The sequence below is a fragment of the Kitasatospora purpeofusca genome (genome assembly GCF_036010405.1).
Taxonomy (GTDB): domain Bacteria; phylum Actinomycetota; class Actinomycetes; order Streptomycetales; family Streptomycetaceae; genus Kitasatospora; species Kitasatospora purpeofusca.
The window spans coordinates 260,144-281,428 of record NZ_CP108561.1 but is presented as its reverse complement, the minus strand read 5'-3'; the positions used below and the strand labels follow the sequence as shown (position 1 = coordinate 281,428).

Below are 21,285 nucleotides of genomic sequence, written 5' to 3'. Positions count from 1 at the left end.
GGAGCGGCTGGGGAGTCTCCCTGGTCCGGACTGCCCCTGCGGGGGGTGACCATCGAGATGACGGACGGTCCCGACAGCGGCCCGTTCGACGATGCCCACGCCGAGAGGGGTCCACCATGTCGTCCATCGTGTCGTCCATCGCAATGGTCCCCCTCGCTGCCCGGGGTCCGGGGCCCCAGCGGTTGCCGCTGTGCTCCGTTCGTCTCGGGTCAGGGGCCTTCACCGTCGCGGCGGGGTTCGGACCGGGCCCGCTCGGGCAACTGACGTGCCGTGAGCAGGGCCATGAGGGCGAGGGCGCCGGCGCAGCAACCCAGGGCAACCGCGAGGCCCTGCTGGAATCCGACGGCCATCGCCGCACCGGCGCCCGCGGGGGCGGTGGAGAAGACGACTCCGGAGCGGGCCGACTGCCACAAGGCTTCCTCCGCTCCGGGACCGACCGGATGCGCGCCGAGCCATCGGGTCAGTTCTGCCGCGAGTCGCGCCACCACGATGCTGCCGATCACGGCGATGCTCAGGGCACCTCCGGCCATCCGCGCCGTGGCCAGCATTCCCGCCGCGACACCCCCGCAGTGCGCTGGGACGTCCCGAAGGCCTGCGGAAGTGATCGATCCGTTCGCGAGCCCGACTCCGGTGCCGACGAGCACGTAGGCGGCGATCCTCGGGGCCCAGGAGGAGGCGTCGAGCGTGAATGCCAGCAGCAGCAGGCCTCCGGCGAGCAGCAGGCAGCCGGTTGTGACGGTGCGCCGGGGGCCGAAGCGGAGGTAGCACCATCCGCTGACGGCCGCGATCACGAGCAACGGGATCGCGGTGAACAGCATCCACGCCCCGGTCATGGCCGGCGAGAAGCCGTGCACTCGCTGGAGGTAGAGCGCGTTGTAGTAGGTGAACCCGTTCAGCGCGAGAAACAGCGTGCCGGCGAGGAGCAGCGGAACGGCGAAACCGGAGCGGGACACCAGCGCCAGGTCGACCGCGGGGTAGGGCCGACGCTGCTCGACCAGTACGAACGCGACACCGAGGACGACCGCCGCGGCCGCCGCCAGGCCGGCCACTCCCAGGCTGTTCGGAAGGACGATGATCGCCTCGATCAGTCCGGCCAGGGTCAGGGCGGCGAGAGCCTGGCCCACTACGTCCGGCGGTCGGTGCCGCGCCGGCGGCCGGTCCGCGCCGACGGTCGACGCCGTCAGTGGCAGGGCGATCAGCGCAATCAGCGCGGACAACACGAAGACCGCGCGCCAGCCGAACTCCTCCACGAGCAGGCCGCCCCCCAGCGGCCCCGCGACGATGCCCACCCCCATGGCGGACGTCCAGATGCCCACCGCCCTGCTGCGGGCCGCGGGATCGGGCACGTGCCGGACGATCAGTGCGAGGGTGCCCGGAGTGAGCACCGCGCCGCCGGCACCCTGGACGGCGCGGAAAGCGATCAGGGCCGCCGGCGACCCGGCGGCCGCACACCCGGTGGCCGCCAGGCCGAAGACCGCCAACCCGGTCAGGTAGACCCGGCGATGGCCGTACCGGTCGCCGAGTGCCCCTGCGGTCAGCAGCATGCTGCCGGCCAGCACCTGGTACCCGTCCACGACCCACTGCACCTGGCTGTCCGAGGCGGCCAGGCCGAACTGCAGGCGGGGCAGGGCGACAGCGAGGATCGCCGTGTTCATGCTGCCGAGGAACATTCCCACGCAGCACACGGCCACGAGCCCGCGACTGCCGCGCAGCGTGCGCGCCGTGCCCGTCATCCTCCCCGAGCACCTTCCGTTCCGGGCGTCCGTGGAACCGGTTCCGCCGACCACCGCCGCGCGCCGTGCCTGTCCGCACCGAAGGAACCCCGGCCTGTCCGAACGGACAGGGCCGACCGATCACTCCACCCCCGCCGGACTCCCCGGGCGGGGGACCGAGAGGAATGACGACAATGAATGTGACCGTACGCAACCACGACTACGGTAAATCGGAGATCTCGTTCGTCACTGCCCGGCGCACCGAAGGCGGTGAAGAACTCACCGAGACCACTGCCGCGGTGGCCTTCGAGGAGGGGTTCGAAAAAGCCTTCGCCACCGGTGACAACGCGACGATCCTCCCGACCGGTGCGATGGCCAACACGGTGCTGGCCTTCGCACCGGAGTACCTCGGCGCTCCGCCCGAGCGCTTCGCCCTCGCTCTGGCCGAACATCTGGCGGCCGCCTGTCCCGCCGCCGGCGCGGTCACCGTGCGAATCGCCAGCCGCCCCTGGCAGCGGATCGACACCGCCCAGGGCCCGGACCCGACGGGCTTCACCGCCGGCGCGCCGACCCAGGACACGGCGAAGGCCACCGTGTTCCGCGACGACCGGCCGCCCCTGGTCAGCGGCGGGCTGTCCGGCCTACGACTGGTGAAGACGACGGACGCCCGCTTCACCGGCTTCCTCCGCGACGAGTTCACGACGATCCCCGACTTCCACGACCGGCTGATGGGACTCGCGGCCGACGTCGAATGGGAACACGACAGCAACGACGGTTTCGACAGCTGCAGGTCCGCCGCCCGGGCGGCGCTGCTGCGCAGCTTCAGCGAGCACACCAGCCTGTCCGGCCAGCACACCCTGTACGTCCTCGGCTCGGCCGTGCTCACGGCCTGTCCGGATGTCACGCGGGTGCACCTGACCTGCAGCGCGAACGACCACCTTCCGGCCGACCTCGCACGGTTCGGCCGCGCGAACGGCAACCAGGTGTACCTGGCCCCCGCCACGCCGTACAGCCTGGTCCATCTCACCCTGGAACCCGACGGGCGGACGCCCGCCGACCCCGGGAAGACCCGGGGACACCGGCCGTGAAGCCCCCGCCGCTGCACTACCACCGAGCGGAATCGGTGTCCGGTGCCGTTCGTCTGCTGACCCGTTCGGGAGAACGGCCGGTCGTCCTGGCCGGAGGGCAGAGCCTTGTGCCCGCGCTCAACCGCCGCGAACTCGCGCCCACCGACCTCGTGGACATCACCCACGTCGCAGCACTCGCTCGCACGACCAAGCACCGCGGATGCCTGTTCGTCGGCGCCGCGGTCCGACAGGCCGAGGCGGAGCACGGTACGGCTGCCCGTGAACTGCCGCTGCTGGGACAAGCCCTGGAACTGGTGGCCACAGCCGAGATCCGCAACCGTGGGACAGTCGTCGGCAGTCTGGTGCACGGCGATCCCGCGGCCGAACTCCCGGCCGTCCTCCGGCTCACCGGCGGCCGTCTGCACATCATCGGACCACACAGTGGGCGCGTCGTGTCCGCCACCGAATTCCTCGACGCCCCGCGGCACGAACGGCTGGATCCAGGGGAACTGGTCACCGCTGCGGAGTTCCCACTCCTCGCCGACCACAGCGGCAGCGCCTTCGTGGAGGAGGCCCCCCGGGCGGCGGATCGCGCCCTGTGCGGCGCTGCGGCCGTCGTCACCCTCACCTCTGGCCACGGTGCGACAGCCGTGGTCAGCCGGGCAGCCGTCTGCCTGATAGCCGTTGCCCGGGCACCGGTGCTCCGCGAGGTCGACGGAACCCTGCTGGGCCGCCCGGTCGCCGCCACCGCCTGGGCGGAGGCGGCGCACCGGGCATGCGCCGACCTCGCACCGCCCAGCGACCAGCATGCCGACTCGGCGTACCGACGCCACCTAGCGGCCGTTCTCGCCGCGCGGGCCCTGCACACGGCGGGCCTCCGCGCAGCGGCGCTGCAGGCGGCGGACCGCCGCACACCGGATCACGACGCCATGGAGGTCGCGTGATGGACGTACCCCCGCGAACCGTTTCGCTCACCGTCAACGGCCGACGGATCGAAGTACGCGTTCCGGACCGGAGGCTGCTCTGTGACGTGCTTCGCCACGACCTGGCCCTCACCGGTACCCACGTCGGTTGCGAGCAGGGCGACTGCGGGGCGTGCACCGTGCTGCTGGGCAGCCTGCCGATCCGCTCCTGCCTCGTCCTCGCGGCTGCGGCGGACGGGGCCGAGGTCACCACGGTCGAGGGCCTGGCCCTGCCGGACGGCACACCCGGCCCGCTCCAACGTGCCTTCGAGCACCACCGCGTGCCGCAGTGCGGATTCTGCGCCCCCGGCCTCCTGGTCGCCCTGACCGCCTTGCTCCGGGAGCGGTCCGTGCCGACGGCGACCGAGGTCGCCGGGGCGGTCCGCGGTCACCTGTGCCGGTGCACCGGCTACCACGGCATCGTCGAGGCCGTCCAGGAAGCCGCTCGGGCTCTGCCGGACACGCCACCCGTCCTCCGCGCGGTGCCTCCCCGTGGCGTCCGGTCCCAGTGCGAGGCCGGGCGATGAGCACCGACCCGCACACCGCAGGGCGGGCCGACGGCCGCCGTTTCCTCCTCGGCCGGGGTCGCTACCTCGACGACCTCGCGCACGACGCCTTCCAGGCGGCGTTCGTCCGGAGCCCGCATGCCTCCGCCCTGATCACCGGAGTCGACCTCGACCGGGCCCGGTCCATGCCCGGCGTCATCGCCGCGTTCGCCCATCCCGACCTCACCGGCCGGGTCCGCGACCCACTGCCGGTCCTGGTACCCCACCCCGCACTGACGGCGCCCCGCACGGCACGCCCGCTGGCCGCCGGACGGGTACGGCACGTCGGCGAGGCCGTCGCGATGGTCGTGGCGACCGACCGGTACCTTGCGGAGGACGCCTGCGCCCGCGTGGCGGTCGGCTACCGGCCCCTGCCGCCCGTCGTCGACCTCACGGAGTCCTCCAGGGCCCAGCGCCTGGTGCACTCCGACGTGTCCGGCAACATGGCGGGCCATTCGGTCCATCAGGCCGGGGACTGCGCGGCGGCCCTGAGAGCGGCGCCGTACCGGCTGGAACTCGAGCTCACGGTCGAGCGCAGCGCACCCGCCCCGCTGGAGGGCCGCGGGGCCCTCGCGCGCTGGGACGACACGACGGACACGCTGCTGCTCCACAGCTCGACCCAACTGCCCACCGGTCTCCGTGCGGCCGTCGCCGCGATCCTGGAACTGCCGGTGTCCTCGGTGGAGTGCGTGGTACCCGACACGGGCGGCGCGTTCGGTGGCAAACTGGTCCACCCGACGCCGGAGGAGGTTCTGGTCGCGTGGGCCGCGCTCAGCCTGCGCCGCCCGGTGAAGTGGGTCGAGGACCGGTGGGAGAACCTCGCCGCCTCCTCCCACGAGCGTGCCCAACGGCACCGGGTGACGGTCGGGTTCGACGAGCGGGGAAGGGTGCTGGCCATCGACGCCACCTTCCTGCACGACACGGGCGCCTACACGCCGTACGGGCTCGTCGTTCCCCTGGTGACGGCTGCGCAGGTGCTCGGACCCTACCGGATCCCCGCGTACCGGATCGAGTTCCGCAGCCTCTACACCAACACCACGATGGTCACTCCCTACCGCGGCGCGGGACGGCCCCAGGGCACCTTCGTGACCGAGCGGACCATGGACGCGGTCGCCCGCCACCTGGGCCTGGACCGCGCGCAGGTGCGGGCCGCCAATCTCGTCCGGCCGAAGGACATGCCCTACGAAGGACGGATGCCGTTCCAGGACGGGCGCCCGCTGGTGTACGACTCGGGGGATCTCCCGGCCGCGCTCGCCCTGGTCCAACGCGCAGTGGGGTGGGAGGACTTCCCCGCCGAACGTGCGGCTGCCCGCGCGAACGGGCGCCGGATCGGCATCGGGCTTGCCTGTTACGTCGAAGGCACCGGCATCGGACCCTACGAGGGAGCCCGGGTCACGGTCGCCGCGACGGGTCGGGTCCGGGTTGCCGTCGCCACGCCGTGCCAGGGGCAGTCGCACGCCACGATGCTGGCCGGGATCGTCGCCGGCACGCTCGGCATCCCGCCCGGCGACGTGACCGTGACGGCCGGGGACACCCGTGCGCTCGGTTACGGCGCGGGCACCTTCGCCTCCCGCACGACGGTAGTGGCCGGCAACGCGGCGGCGACGGCTGCGGCGGCCGTCCGGAGCAAGGCCCTGCAAGTGGCCGCCCGTGCCCTCGGGACCGCTCCGGAAGACCTCGAACTCGTCGACGGTGCTGTTCGTCGGCGCGGGACCACGGCACCCTCATTGGCCCTGGGGCAGATCGCCGTGCTGTCGAACCCCTTGAGGTACGCGTTCGACAGGGCCAGCCGGGCCGCTACCCAGTTCGCCGCTCCTCTCGACGGCCCTGCGCTCCCGCCTGGCGGAACGCCGGGCCTCGACGAGGTGGCGTACTTCGCTCCGCCCGCCGCGACCTTCGCCGACGGTGCGCACGCCGCCGTGGTGGAGACCGACCCCGACACCGCGCGGATCCGTGTCCTGCGCTACTGCGTCGTGCACGACTGCGGCGTGGTCCTCGACCGGGATGCGGTCGAGGGACAGCTGCGCGGAGGGGTCGCGCAGGGCATCGCGGGAGCACTGTACGAACGACTGGGCTACGACCGACGCGGACACCCGCGCAACACGTCCTTCCGTGACTTCCTCATGCCCGGTTCTGACGAGATACCACCGATTCGGATCGAGCACATCGTGACGCCCTCGACTCTCAACCCGCTCGGTGTGAAAGGTGTGGGGGAGGGCGGCATCATCCCCGTCGCGGCGGTCCTCGCCGCAGCCGTCGAGGATGCCGAGGGCATCGTGATCGACTCCGTGCCGATCCGGCCCGCCGACCTGTTCGTCCTGCGCGGCCGGTGCGCCGGCCGGCCCGTCCGAAAGTGATGCCGACATGATGACACCACCGCCCGGAGTCACCGCCGGAGACAGTCTCACCACCCATGCCCGTGCGCTGGCCGCGGCTGCCCCGGACACAGCAACCGCTCCCGGGCCGACCTCCCGGGCGGCCGGACCTCCCGGCCGCGGAAGCCTCGCCCTCGAGGTGCTCGACACGGTGACGGGCCGTCCGGCCGGGGTCTGTTCGGTCCGGGTCGACCGTCGTGGTGAGCACGGGTGGATGCCCAGGGCCCGTTTGCGGACGGGGTCGGACGGTCGGGTCCTCACACCGCTGGCCCCGGGCGGGGCCCACCGCATCACCGTAGAGCCACAGTCGGAGAGTCGGCTGGTCGCCGAGGTGTCCTTCACGCTGAGTCCGAGCCGGTCGTCATGCCCCTACGCGGTGACCGTCCTGCTCGCTCCGGCCGGCGCCCAGATCGCCGTCAGGCCCGGACACCTCCTGCCCGTCCTGGAGGCCGATACCCCGTCCGGTCAGGACCTGCCCCCGGGAACTGCCGGCTGACCGACCCGAACCCGGCCCCGGGCGCTGCGGCGGGGCGCCGACCGGCTTCAGGTGTTCCGAGGTATGGAGGACCTCCGCCACCGCTCCCACCACAGGGCCACCGGCGCGAGTCTGCCGGTGATCACCGCTCCGGGGACCACCACGGTCAGGGACATCTGGTTGCTGTGCTCGGACTCGACCATCGCGGCGATGTCGACGAGCAGCCTGTCAGTGATCGACATGCACCCCGGACCAGGACACGGCCTCCGCGGTGTTCACGCGCGGTTTCCGGGTCGGGAGGCGGCCCCGCCGGCCGCCCGGGCACGGTTGTCGTTCGCACGGCCTTCGGCGGCGCCCAAGTCCTCGACCTGCCTGTGGTCAGCAGCTGCCGCGGACTTGCTGACCACGGCTGCGCGCTCCGGCGGGCCCGCCGGAGCGCCCGCAGTACCCGGGCACGGGGCACGCAGTGTCCAGTCGGCCGGTCCGGCAGCGGACAGGTGGCGGGACAGGCCGCCGGTCCGCAGCCGGCGGCCGTCCGGCAGCACGGCGAGGGCCTCGATCCCGGCCTGCTGCTCTGCCCAGGCCAGTCCCCGTTCGGGCCCCATCGCGAACACCGCAGTGGCCCAGGCGTCGGTCCTGGCGAGGCCGGTGCCGGGATCCCCGACCAGGGTCAGCGAGGCGAGGGCGACGGCCGGGCGGCCGGTGAACGGGTCCATGATGTGGGCGCCCCGCTCGGCCGTGCCGGAGGTCGCCACGGCCAGGCCGGTGCCGGTGAGCACGGCGGCGAGCGTGCCCGGCAGCAGCGGGTTCGCCACGCCGATCCGCCACGGCCCGCCGGTCGTCCGGACGTCACCGCCGCCGCTCACGCAGTGTTCGCGGGAGCCCGCCGCGCACAGCGCGCGGCAGACCTCGTCGACCGCCCAGCCCTTGACCCACCCGCTCGGATCGAGCCGCCCGGCGGGGTGCGCGGTGAACCAGCCGCCGGTCTGCGCGGCGGTCTCCCGGCACCGGGCCAGGACCTCGGCCACGTCGGGGTGGCACTGCCCGACGGTGACCTCACCCCGGTCGAGGCGGCTGACGGCGCTGTCCTCGCGGTACGGCGAGAAGAGCGCGTCGATCTCGTGCAGCCGGGCCACGGCCCGTTCGAGAGCCGGCCCGGTGCGGGGCCCCGGGTCGCGAACGGTGACGGAGAACACCGTCCCCATGACGTGCTCGGCGTGGCGGAGCCGGTCCGCCGTCCCGGCGGTCACCGTCCCGCCCGGTCGAGGGCGCTCTGCAGTGAGCGTACGTACCCGTTGCTGGTGTAGGTCGCCCCGGAGACGATGTCGATGTGCGCGCTCTGCGCGGCGATCGCCTCCTTGTTGAGGACCGGAAGCGCGTTGGCGTTGATCTCCCGGTCGCGGCGGTCCTCGGACGGGTACTGGACCACGTCCACGGCGGTGATCCTCGTCCCGGAGAGCGTGACCTTCACCTGAACGGGGCCGTACCGGGTGTCGACGGCGCCGCCGGTGACCGACCGGGACGCGGCCGAGGCGTCCGGGAAGACGGAGGGGTGGGCGGACGGGTGGGCGGAGGGCGCGCCCGTGGCGGGTGCGGCGGACGGGGCCGCGGGCCCGCCGGACGGCTCGCCGGCGGTGCCGGACGGCCCGGTGTCGTCCTGGGAGCCGATCGCCGGGGCGGGGGTGTTCCCGTGCGGCTTCAGTGACAGCAGCAGGACGACCCCGGCCGCGGTGGCGGCGCTGGTGATGACGGCTCGGCGCATGACGGGCTCCTCAGAAGGCGAACGACTCGCGATGGATACGGTCGGGCCGCACACCGGCGGCCCGCAGCGACCGGACGGCCTCCTCGGCCAGCCGGTCCGGGCCGCACAGGTAGACCTCGTGCTCGGCCAAATCCGGGAGCAGCCGGCGCAGCGCCCCGCCCAGGTCCCCGACCTCCGAGCGGGAGCCGAGCACCGGGTGCACGCGACCGCCGCGCCGGACGGCGAGCGCCTCCAGTTCGGCCGTGAAGAGCAGGTCCTCGGCCCGGCGTGCCCGCTGGACCAGCGTCACCTCCCCCGGAAGGGTCTCGAACAGCGCCCGCAGCGGGGCGACCCCGACGCCCGCGCCCAGCAGGAGCACCTTGGGCCGGCGGTGCATCCGCTCGGTGAACGCTCCGTAGGGGCCTTCCGCGCGCACCCGGGTACCGGGCCGCAGGCGGGCCACCGCCGCGCTGTGCTTGCCCAGGTCCTTCACCGTGAACCGCAGGAAGCCCGGCTGCGGTGGCGCGGACAGCGAGTACGGATTGGCCGCCCAGCGGAGCCCGGGAGCCAGGAACTGGAGGCGGAAGAACTGGCCCGGCTCGGCCCGCAGCTCGCTCAGACGGCGGCCGGTCAGGTAGAGCGAGACGACGCCCGGACCCTCCGGCCGGACCTCCGCCACCCGGAGCCGGTGCCGCCGGTCCCGCAGCCACGGCAGGGTCAGCCGGAACCAGCCGAGCGTGGCGGCGGTGCCGACGTACAGCGCGCACCAGGCGAGCCGGGCAGGCCCGTCGCCGAGGTCCGCGCCGGTGGCCAGCTGGTGGCCGAAGGCCAGCGCCACCGCGAGGTAGGTCGCCAGGTGCAGGTAGTACCAGACCTCGTAGGACATCCGGCGCCGGGCGAAGCGGGCGGAGACCGCGCCGGTGCCCAGGATCAGTACGGTGCCCAGCGACGCCTTGAGCATCTCGGGGTAGTGGAGGACGACATCGACGCCCTCCCTCCACAGCCCCCGGCCGCCGGTCAGCGCGTAGCCCCAGACGATCGTCAGCACGTGCACGGTGATCAGCGACACGAGGCAGCGGCCGCCGAAGGCGTGCCAGCGTGCCAGCCGGTCGGCACCGACCTCCCGCTCCAGGAGCGGTATCCGCGCCATCATCAGCAGCAGGACCGGGGCCGCGTACCCGGCCAGCAGGCCGGTGATCCGGCCCGCGCCCGTCAGCCAGCCCGCCGTGCCGGTGACCGACCCGGTGTCGCGCCACCAGAAGGCCAGGACCCCCAGCGCGCCGAGGGCGAGCACGGCCACCACTGCCGTCGGCACGGTGGCGACCGGGAAGCGGCGCGGCGTGCGGTCCGGCGCGCGGCGCGCGCGCCGGCCGGACGCGGACGTGTGCGGTGGTGCGACGGCTGCCATCGCGGCCTCCTTCCGGCCTCGGACGGCCCAGTGCCGCCACGGAGGCCCACCCTGCCACCGGAACCTCTCAGTTCCCTCTGAGTGCCGTCCGCCCCGATCACCGCCGGGACCGGCTCCGCCGCAGGTCAGCGCCGTGATCGGGATCGGTGCCCGACCGGGGGGGCTCTCACGGCTTTCTCACGGTCGGCGCCACAATGGGAGACGCCGTCCGCGCCAGCACCCGGGAGCACCGTGGAGTCCAGAACACAGCCGACCTGGCGGATCCTCGTCGTCGACGACGAACCCGACCTCGTCGAGGTGCTCCGCGGCGCGCTCGGCTACGAGGGCTGGCAGACCCGCGGTGCGACCAGCGGCCGCGAGGCGGTCGGGATCGCGGCCGCCTGGCACCCGCACGCGGTGGTCCTCGACATGATGCTGCCCGACCTCGACGGCATGGAGGTGCTCCGCCTCCTGCACCAGCAGCAGCCCGAGGTCCGGGTGCTCTTCCTGACCGCCCGGGACGCCGTCGAGGACCGGATCGCGGGCATCGCCGCGGGCGGTGACGACTACGTCACCAAGCCGTTCAGCCTCGCCGAGGTCACCGTCCGCCTGCGCGGCCTGCTGCGCAGGACCGAACCGCGGCCCGCGGGCGGGCCCCCGCCGCACGCCCTGGTCCTCGGTGACCTGGTCCTCGACGAACAGGCCCGGGAGGTGACCCGCGGCGGTGACCTCGTCGAGCTCAGCCCCACCGAGTACGCCCTGCTCCGCCACCTGGTGCGCCACCCGCGCCAGGTGCTGAGCAAGGCGCAACTGCTGGACGCGGTGTGGTCGTACGACTTCGGCGGCCGGGCCCACGTGGTCGAGCTGTACATCAGCTACCTGCGCAAGAAGCTGGACGCCGGCCGCCCGCCGATGATCCACACGGTCCGCGGGGCCGGCTACCTGATCAAGGCCGCCCCGTGATCCGCCCCGGGGCTCGGGGCTCCCGGCTCGTGCCGCGCACCCTGCGGGCCCGGCTGGTGGCCGGACTGCTCGCGCTGCTCGTGCTCGCCTTCGTCGGAGTGGGGCTGGCGACCACCGCGGCCCTGCGCCACTTCCTGGTGGACCGCCTCGACCAGCAGCTCGCCGACAGCGGCGGACGGTACGCGGCGAGTCTGGAGCAGGGGACGCCGCGAGGCGGTGCCGACACCCGGGCGCAGGCACCCGGAACCTTCGGGGCCCGCCTGGTCTCCGGCCGGGTGACCGTCGCCGGCGTCGTCGACGGCGACGCCGACGACGCCGGTCAGCCCAACGCCGACGACACCGTGGCACTCACCTCGGCCGAGCAGCGGACACTGGCCGGCCTGCGGGCCGACGGCACCGCCCGCACCGTGCGGATCGCCGCCCTCGGCGAGTACCGGCTGCGCGCCGTCGCCGGCCGCGACGGCGACGTCCTGGTGACCGGGCTGCCCCTGCGTCAGGTCCACGAGACCACCGAGCGCCTGGTCAGCCTGGAGCTGACCGTGTTCGCGGTGGCCCTGGTCGCCGTCGGCGTCACCGGCACGGCCTGGGTGCGCTGGTCGCTGCGGCCGCTGGAGCGGGTCGCCACCACCGCCGAACAGGTCAGTGAACTCCCGCTGGCCAGCGGCGCGGTCGCGCTGTCGCACCGGGTTCCCGACGACGACCCGCGCACCGAGGTCGGCCGGGTCGGTGCCTCGCTGAACCGGATGCTCGATCACGTCGGCGCCGCGCTGAACAGCCGTCACGAGATCGAGGAACGGCTGCGCGCCTTCGCCGCGGACGCCAGCCACGAGCTGCGCACGCCGGTGGCGGCCGTGCGGGGCCACGCCGAACTGGCGCTGCGCCACCCGGGCCCGGTCCCCGAGCCGGTGCACCACTCCCTGGAGCGGATCGACGCGGAGGCCCGGCGGATGGGCGCGATCGTCGAGGACCTGCTGCTGCTCGCGCGCCTCGACGCCGGCCGCCCGCTCGCCGACGAGGAGGTGGACCTGACCAGGATCGCCCTGGACGCCGCCGCGGACGCCCACGCCACCGGCCCCGACCACCGCTGGCGCCTCGACCTGCCGACGGAACCGGTGCTGGCCCGCGGCGACGCGGACCGGCTGCGCCAGGTGGTTACCAACCTGCTGGCGAACGCCCGGTCGCACACCCCGCCCGGGACGGAGGTGACGCTGCGGCTCTCGGCGGACCCCCACGTGGTCCGGCTGGAGGTCGCGGACACCGGGCCGGGCATCCCGCCCGAGCTGCTGGGGCACGTGTTCGAGCGCTTCGTGCGCGGCGACCGCGCCCGCTCGCGCTCGACCGGTTCCACGGGCCTCGGGCTGGCGATCGTGCGGGCCGTGGTCGCCGCGCACGGCGGCGGCGTAGAGGTCGGCAGCGGCCCGGAGGGGACGGTCTTCACCGTGCGCCTGCCGCAGCCGCAGCCTGGGGCCTAGGACGGCGCCTGCCGCGCGTCCCGTCGGCCGGGGACCGGCTCCACCGTGACAGGATCACGCGTTCCCTCCCGCAAGGCGCTGTGGGAAACCGGGATCAGCAGGTCGGAGAGCCGCTCGGCGACGTCGCGCAGCAGGTCGTCCACGGTCAGTATGCCGATCGGGCGTCCGTCCTCGAGTACGGGGAGACGGCGGACGTCGTTGCGGCGGAAGGTGCGGTACACGGCGTCGAGCTCGTGGTCGGCCTCCACGGTGACGACCGGAGCCGACATCAGCTCGGCCACCGGCAGACCGAGGTGCTTACCCTGTGCCAGTCCGCGGACCGCCAGGTCGCGATCCGTGAGGATGCCGCACAGTCGCCCGCCGTCCGTGACGAGGACGCAGCCGACCGCCTCCTCCTCGATCCGCAGCGCGGCCTCGAAGGCCGTTGCCGTGACGTCGACGGTGACCGCCGGTGCGGTCATCAGGTCAGAGGCCTTCATAGCGGGTACTCCTCTCCGCCGGGTGGCGGTACGTGAATCGTCGTTGCGCACGGTTGTGCCTACGGGGCGGGTGTCCGGGCGGCGCGACCGGCATCCGGCTCCAGGGGACCGTGCGCCGACGGGACAGGAGAGGGCCGTTCGGTCCGCCACCTGGATCCACCCGCCGGGCGGAGCGGTCGGCCGTCGGCTCGTCGCCGTGCCCGCTTCCCCTACTCCGGTGTCCCGATGAGCGGAGGCCCTTCGGGCCGGATGATCCGGCCGGTGATCATGGCGGGCCTGATGCGCATCCAGACGTCCCGGGTGCCGTCCGGCCAGGGGTGGGGGTCGGCGTGCCGTCGGAGCCACTGCACGACCTCCTCCTCGGCGACGACCGAGACGGTGCCCTTCAGAAGTACGCTCCAGCCGGTGGCGAACGTCTCGTCCAGCTGGTCGACCTCGAAAGCGACGTCCGTGCCCGCCGCCCCGGCGAGTGTGCCGTCGGCGCCGGTGCGGTAGAGGACGGTCGCGTCCAGCACACGGTAGTTGACGGGCAGCGCCGTCGGGCCGTGGGCTGTCGTCAGTACCACCCGGCCCACGCCGCCCGGGCTGATCCTCGCCCAGCACGCGGCCGAGTCGAGTTTCTCCAACCGGACGCGGGCATTGGCGCGGGCTCTGCCGGACGGAGCGCTCCGCCCGCCGCCCAGGAGGTCCGAGACGGTGGTGTCGAGGGCGTCGGCGAGCCGGGTGAGCGTGTCGACACCGACCGGGACGGGGTGCGTCTCCAGGTACTCCAGGAAGCCCGGGTCCAGGCCGCTCCGCTCGGCCACCAGCTCGCGGGCGAGCCCCAGCCGCGCTCGGCGGTCCGCCACGCGGCGCCCGAGGTCGCCGGGGTCGGCGGGCCGGGCGTGCGGCCGTCCTCTGTTCGTGGTCCTCATGGCAACCTCCCGTGTTCACACCCCGGCCCCGACGGCTGCGTCGCTGCTGTTCAGGAGCCCGGCCATCTCCATCATCGGTCGCTCCGGCGCGGGCGGAGGAGGGCCGGTCGGGCCCGGACCGTGGGGCGATGGGTCCACGGTGGGTCCGCAGTGCCGATCGACCGGTGCGCGGGCGCGGCCGCAGGCCGGGCGGAGGTCGTCGCAGGACGGGGCCGACGGGCCGGGCGGGACCTGTTCAGGGCCTTCACGGGCTCCCGTAGCCGCCGCCGCCGGGGGTGCGGATCTCCAGAACGTCACCGGCCCGGAGATCGGTGCTCCCGCAGCCGGGCAGGGATTCGACGGTGCCGTCGCGGCGCAGCACGCGGTTCCCACCGAGTGCGCCCGGTGAGCCGCCTGCCATGCCGTACGGCGGGATCCGGCGGTGGCCGGACAGGATACTTGCCGTGACCGGCTCGCGGAAGCGCAGGCGGCGCAGCGCACCGTCGCCGCCGTGCCAGCGGCCGTGGCCTCCGCTGCCCGGGCGCACGGCGAACTCCTCGACGAGGACGGGCAGGCGCCACTCCAGGATCTCGGGATCGGTCAGACGGGAGTTGGTCATGTGCGTCTGCACGACGTCGGCGCCGTGGAATCCCGGTCCGGCGCCCGAGCCCGAGGCGATGGTCTCGTAGTACTGGTGATGCTCACTGCCGAAGCTGAGGTTGTTCATCGTGCCGGACCCTTCGGCCTGGACGCCGAGTGCGGCGTAGAGGGCGCCGGTGATGGCCTGGGAGGTCTCGACGTTGCCGGCGGCAACGGCCGCCGGGTACAGCGGGGCGAGCATCGAACCGCGCGGAACGATGATCCGCAACGGGCGCAGACATCCGTCGTTGAGAGGGATGTCCTCGGCGACGAGGGTGCGGAAGACGTACAGCACGGCGGCGGTGACGACGGCGGAGGGGGCGTTCAGGTTGGTGTCGAGCTGAGGTGAGGTGCCGGTGAAGTCGATGGTGGCGGTCCGCCGGTCGCGGTCGATCCGGACTTCGACGGCGATCACGGCGCCGGAGTCGGTCTCGTAGCGGTAGGACCCGTCGGGGAGGTCGTCGATCGCCCGCCGGACGGCCTGCTCCGCATTGTCCTGGACGTGGCGCATGTAGGCCTGGACGACGTCGAGGCCGAAGTGGTCGATCATGGCGTTGACCTCGTCGACGCCCTTGCGGTTGGCGGCGATCTGGGCGCGCAGGTCGGCGAGGTTGGTGTCGGGGTCCCGGGACGGGTACGGCGCCTCGGTGAGCAGGCCTAAGGTCTCCTCCTCCCGAAGACGCCCGTCCACCACCAGCGGCCAGTTGTCGAAGAGGACGCCCTCCTCCTGGATCTCGCGACTGTCCGCGGGCATCGAGCCGGGGGTGATGCCGCCGATCTCGGCGTGGTGGCCCCGGGAGGCGACGAAGAACAGGAGGTCCCGCCCGTCCGTGTCGAAGACCGGGGTCACCACGGTGATGTCGGGCAGGTGCGTGCCGCCGTGGTAGGGGTCGTTGACGGCGTAGGCGTCGCCGGGGCGCAGCCCGGGGCCGTGGCGGCGGAGCACCTCCTTGACGGTGGTACCCATCGAGCCCAGATGGACGGGAATGTGCGGGGCGTTGGCGACGAGGTTGCCGTCCGGGTCGAAGAGGGCGCACGAGAAGTCGAGCCGCTCCTTGATGTTGACCGACTGGGCGGTGGACTCCAAGCGGGCGCCCATCTGTTGGGCGATGGCCATGAAGAGGTTGTTGAAGACCTCCAGGAGCACGGGGTCGGCGGCAGTGGTGACGGCCTCGTCGGTCGGGGCCCGGAGGTGTTTCACGAGGAGGTGTCCACCGGGGGTGACCGTCGCCTGCCAGCCCTCGTCGACGACGGTGGTGGCATTGGCCTCGGCGATCACGGCCGGGCCGGTGACGATGTCTTCCACGCGCATCGACGCGCGTTCCAGCAGGGGGACCCGGTGCCACTGGCCGCCGGTACGGAGCGCGACCGTGGTGGACGCAGCGGGTTCCGCCTGCTCCGGGGAGAGAGCGTCGGGTCCGGGTTGTTCGGTGAGCCCGCTGCCCTCGACTGTGAGGGCCTCGATCACGAGCGGACGGTCCATCAGGAACGAGTAGGCAGACCGGTGCCGCTCCTCGAACTCGGCCTTCATGGAGGACGGCTCGCCCAGTGGGACGCCGATCGTGGTGTCGGTGCCCCGGTAGCGCAGCCGCGCCCGGTGCGTCAGCCGGATCCGCTCGTGCGGGACGCCCTGGTCCAGCAGTTGCTCGGTCGCCGCCGTCGCCAGCTTCTCGGCCCGCTCCCGGACGGCGGCCATCTCCGCGGGGGCCAGAGGCCGTTCGACCGCCTGCTCACGCAGCACGGTGGTGTCGGCGAGGCCGATGCCGAGCGCGGACAGCACACCGGCCATGGGGGGAACCAGTACCGTGCTGACGCCCAGGGCCTCGGCCACGGGGCAGGCGACCTGTCCGCCCGCGCCACCGAAGGTGGTCAGCGCGTAGCGGGTGACGTCGTGGCCCTGTTGCACGGAGATCCGTTTGATCGCATTGGCGATGTTGGCCACCGCGATCCGAAGGAAGCCCTCGGCCGCCTCCTCGGCCGTGAGGCCGCCGATCCGCCCGGCCAGCTCGGTGAACCGGCGTTGCGTCAGTTCCAGGTCGAGCGGCTGGTCGCCGTCCGGCCCGAAGACGTGCGGGAAGTGCTCGGCCTGGATCCGGCCGAGCAGCAGGTTGGCATCCGTGACGGTCAGCGGCCCGCCGTTCCGGTAGGACGCCGGACCGGGATCCGCGCCGGCCGAATCCGGGCCGACCCGTAGGCGCTCGCCGTCGAAGCGCAGTACGGATCCGCCGCCCGCCGCGACGGTGTGGATGGCCAGCATCGGCGCCCGCAGTCGCACGCCGGCGACCTGGGTGGTCACCACCCGCTCGTACTCGCCGGCGAAGTGCGACACGTCGGTGGACGTACCGCCCATGTCGAAGCCGATCACCCTGTCGTACCCGGCGAGCTCCGACATCCGCACCATGCCCACGATGCCGCCGGCCGGGCCGGACAGGATCGCGTCCCTGCCCCGGAAGTGCCCGGCCTCGGCCAGGCCGCCGTTGGACTGCATGAACATCAGCCGGACCCCGGCCAGCTCGTCCGCGACCTGTCGCACGTAACGGCGCAGACCGGGATCGAGGTAGGCGTCGACCACGGCCGTATCCCCGCGCGGCACCACCTTCATCAGGGGACTCACCTCGCTGGACAACGACACCTGGGAGAAGCCGAGCCGCTCGGCCAGCCGCCCGACAGCCTTCTCGTGCGCGGGGTGCAGACTGCTGTGCAGGCAGACTACGGCGATGGATCGGAGACCCTGGCGCAGGCAGTCGCGCAGGTCCTCGGCGAGGCGGTCCAGGTCGGGCGGGCGCAGCACCTCGCCGTCGGCGGTGATCCGCTCGTCCACCTCGACCACCCGGGCGTACAGCGGCTCGGGCAGTGTGATCTCCCGGGCGAAGATCTCCGGCCGGTCCTGGGAGCCGATCCGCAGAGCGTCCGCGAACCCGCGGGTGATGCACAGGACGGTCGGCTCGCCCGTGCGCTCCAGCAGGGCGTTGGTGGCGACCGTGGTGCCCATCCGGACCGCCTCGACGTCCGCGCCGGGTGGCAGCAGCGCCCGGATGCCCGCCACGGCGGGATCGCGGTAGCGGGCCGGGTCGTGGGAGAGCAGTTTGTGCGTGGTCAGCCGCCCGTCCGGCGCCAGGGCGACGATGTCGGTGAAGGTCCCGCCCCGGTCCACCCAGACCTGCCAGCCCCTGGATGCCATCACCGGCTCCCTCCGCCGTCCCGCTCCGCGTCCTGAGCGCGAGTGGCCCCGCGTCCGAGTATCCAGCCGGGTGAACCATCAAGGCAAACAGAACATACTGGGCATGGAGGGCGATGCGGAGGCGCCATGACAGTCACGACAGTGGGTGTACTGCGGGAGACGTCGCCCGGCGAGCGCCGGGTGGCCATCGTGCCGGACCTGGTGCCCGCGCTGGCCCGCCTCGGCGCGACGGTCTTGGTCGAACCCGGCGCCGGCGTCCGGTCCGGTCACCACGACGCCGACTACCGCGCCGAGGGGGCGGAAGTGACCGGGCGCACCGAGCTGCTGCGCCGTACGGACGTGCTGCTCGGCATCCGTCCGCCGAACATCGACCCGGACCGCGAGCTGCGCCCGGGGCAGGTGCTGGTCGCCCTGCTGCGGCCGCAACGCATTCCGTACCTGGTCCGGAAATGGGCCGACCGGGGTGTGACGGCGATCGGTCTCGACCTGGCACCCGACCTGGCCGCCGCCTACCCGCTGGACGCCGAGGCCTCGCAGGCCAGGGTGGCCGGCTACCGCGCCGTGCTGATCGCCGCCGCCCGGCTGGACCGCTGCCTGCCGCCCTGGGGCGCGGCGGACGGGTTGTTCGACCCGGTCCGGGTACTGGTCGTCGGAGCCGGACACGCGGGGCTCCAGGCGATCGACACCGCCCGTCGGCTGGGTGCGCCGGTCGACGCGTTCGAACCGCGGAACCGCGAGCGCGCCGCGGTCGCCGCCCTGGGTGCCGCTCTGCTCGAACTGCCCGGGTGCGATGCGGTGGAGGACGACCGGGAGTTCCGGGAAGCCCTTGGTCGCGAGTGTCCCGCGTGGGTGGCCGGGCTCGACAAGGTGGTCGGTCGGTACGACATCGTCGTGTCGGCCCTTGCTCCGCCGGGCCGGATGCCCCCGCTCCTGCTCCGTACGGCGACAGTGGCACGGCTGCGGCCGGGCTCGGTGCTGGTGGACCTGGCGGTCGGCCCCGATGCGGGCAACATCGAGGGAGCCCGGCCGGACACCACCACGCTGGTGGGCGACGGGGTCACGGTGATCGGTGCCGGGGAACTCGCCGCCGAGGTGCCCGGCACGGCCTCCCGCGCCTATGCCCACAACGTGGTGGCGCTCCTCGAACGGCTCTCGCACTGCGGGCCGGTCGCGGCGGACCCGGTTCTCGGCCCGATGCTGGTGGCCGACCGTGGCGCAGTGCGGCACGGACCTACCGGCCGGCTGCTGACGGAGGCGGCCGCGGTCGCCGGTCTCCCGTAGGACTCACACGGCGCTGTTCGAGAACAGCAGGGAGTGGCGGACGATCGCCCCGGCCCGGTCGGCGCACTGCTGGTAGCAGCACGACAGCAGCACCAGGTCGGTCACGTCGACCAGGTCCGTCCCGTTCTCTCGGAGCAGCAGCTCGTACAGCAGCCGCTGCCGCTGGCCGACCTCGTGCAGCGCCGTCAGTACGTCGGCGACGCCTTCGGGCGAGGCGGACTCCAGGACGTCTGCCGCGCCGGCGACCAGCTCCAGGGCCGCCTCGGCGATCCCGGCCAGGGGGAGCCACAGGCGACCCGCGACCGGCTCCCGTTCCCGGCGGGCCCAGACCGCCTCCAGCAGCCGCTGGGCGAGTCGGCCCAGGGTCTCCGCCTCGGTACCCACGTGGACGGCGACGACTGCCCCGGCCCGCCCGTCGAGTGCCCCGGCAGCGTCTTCCTCGATCCGGGAGCGCAGCTCGGCCAGGGCTCTCTCGGCTGCCGGGACAGCGTCGGCGTCGCCCGCGGGGTCCGCCAGTGCGGCCGTCGCGCCGCGCAGTGCGTCGTGCGCCAACCGGACCAGGCAGGCCAGCTCGGCGACCAGCGCACCGTAGGTGTGGTCTCCGCCGTCGGACATCCCGTTCACTCCGTCCTCGCCCCCGACCAGTCTCGCCCCGTCGGCGAGCTTCGGCCCGAGGAAGCCGGACCGGTCCCTCTCGCGTCGGCCCGAGGTCCGTCGCAGGATGGAGGAGGCGGGCCGTGAACGGCGGGCCGCGATCGGAGGGAGCGTGCCTGACGATTCACCGAAGGCCGACCAGGACCGACCCGGGACCAGTGCCGCGCTCCGGCCGCGGTGAGGTGAAGGGCTCGTCGGCGCTCGGGCGCACGGTGACGGGGTACCGGGTCGTGGCCTGAGCCCGGCCGGTGTGCAGCTGGGAGCTGCACGACGGCATGCCGGTGAAGGCTGAGGCGGGTTGCCGCAGCGCCGGCCCGGCCCCGTACCGCGACGGCGGCGCTCAGTGGTGAGGTGCAGAATGCGGGGCGACGATGCCGCGGGCGCCGGGTCTCGAGGTGTCCTCGTGGGTGTCGTCGCGGTCGTAGCCGAGCGTTTGCCGGACGGCGACGACTCCGTCCAGTGACCGGCACATCCACTCGATGACGGGGATGAGGCTCTTGCGTTCGACCGTGCCGGTCAGTGTGACGATGCCGTCGTCGACGGTGACCCGGACGGCGTCCGCCGGGAGCCACAGGGTGTTGAGGAGGACGTCGTGGGCTATCTCCTCGCGGATCGCGTCGTCGCCGCGCAGGAACGGCTGCAGCAGGTCGCTTCGGCTGACAATGCCCGTGAGTCGGCCCTCGTCGTCGGTCACGGGCAGTCGCTTGAGCCTCTTGCGGTGCATGACCCGGGCGGCCCCGACCAGGGCCCAGTCTGCGCGTGCGGTGATGACCGGCCTGGTCATCATCTCCTCGGCGATCTCGCCCTCGGCCCGGTAGTGCTCCCGTGGGTGGAGCCAGCGGGTGATCGGGCGGTCCTCCCCGAGCAGGGCGGCTTCCTTGCGGATCAGGTCGGCCTCGGACACGATCCCGATGGGGTGTCTCCGGTCGTCGACGACCGGTACGGCGGTGATGTCGTTCCGGTGGAGCAGGCCGACGATCTCCTTAAACGTGGTCTCGCGGTGGGCGACGACCACGTCGCGGGTCATCACGTCCTGCACGGTACGGTGCTGCATGGCCTGCTCTCCTTCTGGCGATCCACAGGTTCGCGCGCCGGTTCACTCGGACGCGGCGCCGGCTTCTGGCGGCACGACGACGACGGGGACGCAGGCATGGTGGACGGCCTCGGTGCTGGTCGATCCGAGTGCGAGCCGACCCCAGGCGCCGGCACCGCGAGTGCCGACGACGAGCAGGTCGGCGTCTCCGCTGGCGTCGAGGAGGACCTGTGCGGGCCGTCCGCGCTCGCAGTGGACCTCGACCTCGACGAACGGTTCGCCGACCTGGCGGCGCAGCTCCTCGACCGAGTCGGTGACCTCCCGCGAGACGATGTCGTGCAGGTGCGGCGACGGCTCGCTGCGGTGCTCTCTGTCCGTCGTACGGTCGTGGCTGCTACGGCTGCTTCGGTCCGGTCGAGACACCCA

18 protein-coding genes are annotated in these 21,285 nt (G+C 73.4%); 7 read left to right on the top strand and 11 right to left on the bottom strand.

The annotated features are described in order from the left end of the window. Window positions 1-209: 209 nt before the first annotated feature. Window positions 210-1,670 carry an MFS transporter gene (locus tag OG715_RS01315; protein ID WP_327064201.1) on the bottom strand — a complete coding sequence of 487 codons (1,461 nt, stop codon included), beginning with the start codon at window positions 1,668-1,670 and terminating at the stop codon, window positions 210-212. A 236-nt stretch (window positions 1,671-1,906) separates the two neighbouring features. On the opposite strand from OG715_RS01315, the gene pucL reads away from it, so the two are divergent. Genes pucL through cutA form a run of 4 tightly spaced genes read left to right on the top strand, consistent with a single transcriptional unit; the run spans window position 1,907 to window position 6,643 of the window. Further along, entirely contained in the window at window positions 1,907-2,800 is an 894-nt protein-coding gene (gene pucL, locus OG715_RS01310) for a factor-independent urate hydroxylase (RefSeq protein ID WP_327063629.1), read from the top strand. Next, window positions 2,797-3,723 carry an FAD binding domain-containing protein gene (locus OG715_RS01305; RefSeq protein WP_327063628.1) on the top strand — a complete coding sequence of 309 codons (927 nt, stop codon included), beginning with the start codon at window positions 2,797-2,799 and terminating at the stop codon, window positions 3,721-3,723. The genes pucL and OG715_RS01305 overlap by 4 nt, the downstream gene beginning before the upstream one ends. Next, a complete protein-coding gene (locus OG715_RS01300; RefSeq protein WP_327063627.1) occupies window positions 3,723-4,268 on the top strand; it encodes a (2Fe-2S)-binding protein in 546 nt (181 codons plus the stop codon). Before OG715_RS01305 ends, OG715_RS01300 begins: the two co-directional genes overlap by 1 nt. Then, a complete protein-coding gene (gene cutA, locus OG715_RS01295; protein ID WP_327063626.1) occupies window positions 4,265-6,643 on the top strand; it encodes an aerobic carbon-monoxide dehydrogenase large subunit in 2,379 nt (792 codons plus the stop codon). Before OG715_RS01300 ends, cutA begins: the two co-directional genes overlap by 4 nt. 561 nt (window positions 6,644-7,204) lie before the next feature. Here cutA and OG715_RS01290 read toward each other — a convergent pair. The 4 genes from OG715_RS01290 to OG715_RS01275 are packed head-to-tail and all read right to left on the bottom strand — an operon-like array spanning window position 7,205 to window position 10,285. Next, the gene (locus OG715_RS01290) at window positions 7,205-7,378 is read right to left on the bottom strand and encodes a hypothetical protein (RefSeq protein ID WP_327064244.1); all 174 of its coding nucleotides are present in this window, start codon (window positions 7,376-7,378) and stop codon (window positions 7,205-7,207) included. 33 nt (window positions 7,379-7,411) lie between these two features. After that, window positions 7,412-8,386 (bottom strand): FAD:protein FMN transferase, encoded by a 975-nt coding sequence (locus OG715_RS01285; RefSeq protein ID WP_327063625.1) that lies wholly within the window; start codon window positions 8,384-8,386, stop codon window positions 7,412-7,414. Then, window positions 8,383-8,898 carry an FMN-binding protein gene (locus OG715_RS01280; RefSeq protein WP_327063624.1) on the bottom strand — a complete coding sequence of 172 codons (516 nt, stop codon included), beginning with the start codon at window positions 8,896-8,898 and terminating at the stop codon, window positions 8,383-8,385. Before OG715_RS01280 ends, OG715_RS01285 begins: the two co-directional genes overlap by 4 nt. A gap of 10 nt (window positions 8,899-8,908) precedes the next feature. Further along, window positions 8,909-10,285: a ferredoxin reductase family protein gene (locus OG715_RS01275; protein ID WP_327063623.1), complete on the bottom strand. Its 1,377-nt coding sequence runs from the start codon at window positions 10,283-10,285 to the stop codon at window positions 8,909-8,911. 231 nt (window positions 10,286-10,516) lie between these two features. On the opposite strand from OG715_RS01275, the gene OG715_RS01270 reads away from it, so the two are divergent. Both OG715_RS01270 and OG715_RS01265 read left to right on the top strand, forming a co-directional pair. Then, window positions 10,517-11,227 carry a response regulator transcription factor gene (locus tag OG715_RS01270; RefSeq protein WP_327063622.1) on the top strand — a complete coding sequence of 237 codons (711 nt, stop codon included), beginning with the start codon at window positions 10,517-10,519 and terminating at the stop codon, window positions 11,225-11,227. A gap of 29 nt (window positions 11,228-11,256) precedes the next feature. Continuing rightward, a complete protein-coding gene (locus OG715_RS01265; protein ID WP_327063621.1) occupies window positions 11,257-12,699 on the top strand; it encodes a sensor histidine kinase in 1,443 nt (480 codons plus the stop codon). On the opposite strand, the gene OG715_RS01260 is transcribed toward OG715_RS01265, so the two are convergent. The 3 genes from OG715_RS01260 to OG715_RS01250 form a co-directional block, all read right to left on the bottom strand. Next, window positions 12,696-13,178, bottom strand: coding sequence for a CBS domain-containing protein (locus tag OG715_RS01260; RefSeq protein WP_327063620.1), 483 nt, complete (start codon window positions 13,176-13,178; stop codon window positions 12,696-12,698). The two genes, OG715_RS01265 and OG715_RS01260, sit on opposite strands and share 4 nt — an antisense overlap. A 209-nt stretch (window positions 13,179-13,387) precedes the next feature. Continuing rightward, window positions 13,388-14,092: a helix-turn-helix domain-containing protein gene (locus OG715_RS01255; protein ID WP_327063619.1), complete on the bottom strand. Its 705-nt coding sequence runs from the start codon at window positions 14,090-14,092 to the stop codon at window positions 13,388-13,390. A 244-nt stretch (window positions 14,093-14,336) separates the two neighbouring features. Next, window positions 14,337-17,891 (bottom strand): hydantoinase B/oxoprolinase family protein, encoded by a 3,555-nt coding sequence (locus OG715_RS01250; protein WP_327063618.1) that lies wholly within the window; start codon window positions 17,889-17,891, stop codon window positions 14,337-14,339. A 126-nt stretch (window positions 17,892-18,017) separates the two neighbouring features. On the opposite strand from OG715_RS01250, the gene OG715_RS01245 reads away from it, so the two are divergent. Continuing rightward, entirely contained in the window at window positions 18,018-19,172 is a 1,155-nt protein-coding gene (locus OG715_RS01245) for a Rossmann-fold NAD(P)-binding domain-containing protein (RefSeq protein WP_327063617.1), read from the top strand. A gap of 3 nt (window positions 19,173-19,175) precedes the next feature. Here the strand turns inward: OG715_RS01245 and OG715_RS01240 are convergent, their stop codons facing one another. The 3 genes from OG715_RS01240 to OG715_RS01230 all read right to left on the bottom strand — a co-directional run bounded on the left by OG715_RS01240 (window position 19,176) and on the right by OG715_RS01230 (window position 21,282). Then, window positions 19,176-19,787, bottom strand: a complete 612-nt coding sequence (locus tag OG715_RS01240; protein WP_327063616.1) for a hypothetical protein — start codon at window positions 19,785-19,787, stop codon at window positions 19,176-19,178. 379 nt (window positions 19,788-20,166) lie between these two features. Next, on the bottom strand, window positions 20,167-20,880 hold the full coding sequence (locus OG715_RS01235; RefSeq protein WP_327063615.1) for a CBS domain-containing protein: 714 nt from the start codon (window positions 20,878-20,880) through the stop codon (window positions 20,167-20,169). A gap of 42 nt (window positions 20,881-20,922) precedes the next feature. Continuing rightward, window positions 20,923-21,282, bottom strand: a complete 360-nt coding sequence (locus OG715_RS01230; protein ID WP_327063614.1) for a universal stress protein — start codon at window positions 21,280-21,282, stop codon at window positions 20,923-20,925. Between the last annotated feature and the right edge of the window lie 3 nt (window positions 21,283-21,285).

What these genes read in the sequence shown, in the direction of transcription:
- OG715_RS01275 (WP_327063623.1), bottom strand. Translation starts at nt 10,285, where the DNA reads ATGGCAGCCGTCGCACCACCGCACACGTCCGCGTCCGGCCGGCGCGCG.
- OG715_RS01315 (WP_327064201.1), bottom strand. Translation starts at nt 1,670, where the DNA reads ATGTTCCTCGGCAGCATGAACACGGCGATCCTCGCTGTCGCCCTGCCC.
- OG715_RS01255 (WP_327063619.1), bottom strand. Translation starts at nt 14,092, where the DNA reads ATGAGGACCACGAACAGAGGACGGCCGCACGCCCGGCCCGCCGACCCC.
- OG715_RS01260 (WP_327063620.1), bottom strand. Translation starts at nt 13,178, where the DNA reads ATGAAGGCCTCTGACCTGATGACCGCACCGGCGGTCACCGTCGACGTC.
- OG715_RS01290 (WP_327064244.1), bottom strand. Translation starts at nt 7,378, where the DNA reads ATGTCGATCACTGACAGGCTGCTCGTCGACATCGCCGCGATGGTCGAG.
- OG715_RS01280 (WP_327063624.1), bottom strand. Translation starts at nt 8,898, where the DNA reads ATGCGCCGAGCCGTCATCACCAGCGCCGCCACCGCGGCCGGGGTCGTC.
- pucL (WP_327063629.1), top strand. Translation starts at nt 1,907, where the DNA reads ATGAATGTGACCGTACGCAACCACGACTACGGTAAATCGGAGATCTCG.
- OG715_RS01245 (WP_327063617.1), top strand. Translation starts at nt 18,018, where the DNA reads ATGACAGTCACGACAGTGGGTGTACTGCGGGAGACGTCGCCCGGCGAG.
- cutA (WP_327063626.1), top strand. Translation starts at nt 4,265, where the DNA reads ATGAGCACCGACCCGCACACCGCAGGGCGGGCCGACGGCCGCCGTTTC.
- OG715_RS01235 (WP_327063615.1), bottom strand. Translation starts at nt 20,880, where the DNA reads ATGCAGCACCGTACCGTGCAGGACGTGATGACCCGCGACGTGGTCGTC.
- OG715_RS01240 (WP_327063616.1), bottom strand. Translation starts at nt 19,787, where the DNA reads ATGTCCGACGGCGGAGACCACACCTACGGTGCGCTGGTCGCCGAGCTG.
- OG715_RS01300 (WP_327063627.1), top strand. Translation starts at nt 3,723, where the DNA reads ATGGACGTACCCCCGCGAACCGTTTCGCTCACCGTCAACGGCCGACGG.
- OG715_RS01250 (WP_327063618.1), bottom strand. Translation starts at nt 17,891, where the DNA reads ATGGCATCCAGGGGCTGGCAGGTCTGGGTGGACCGGGGCGGGACCTTC.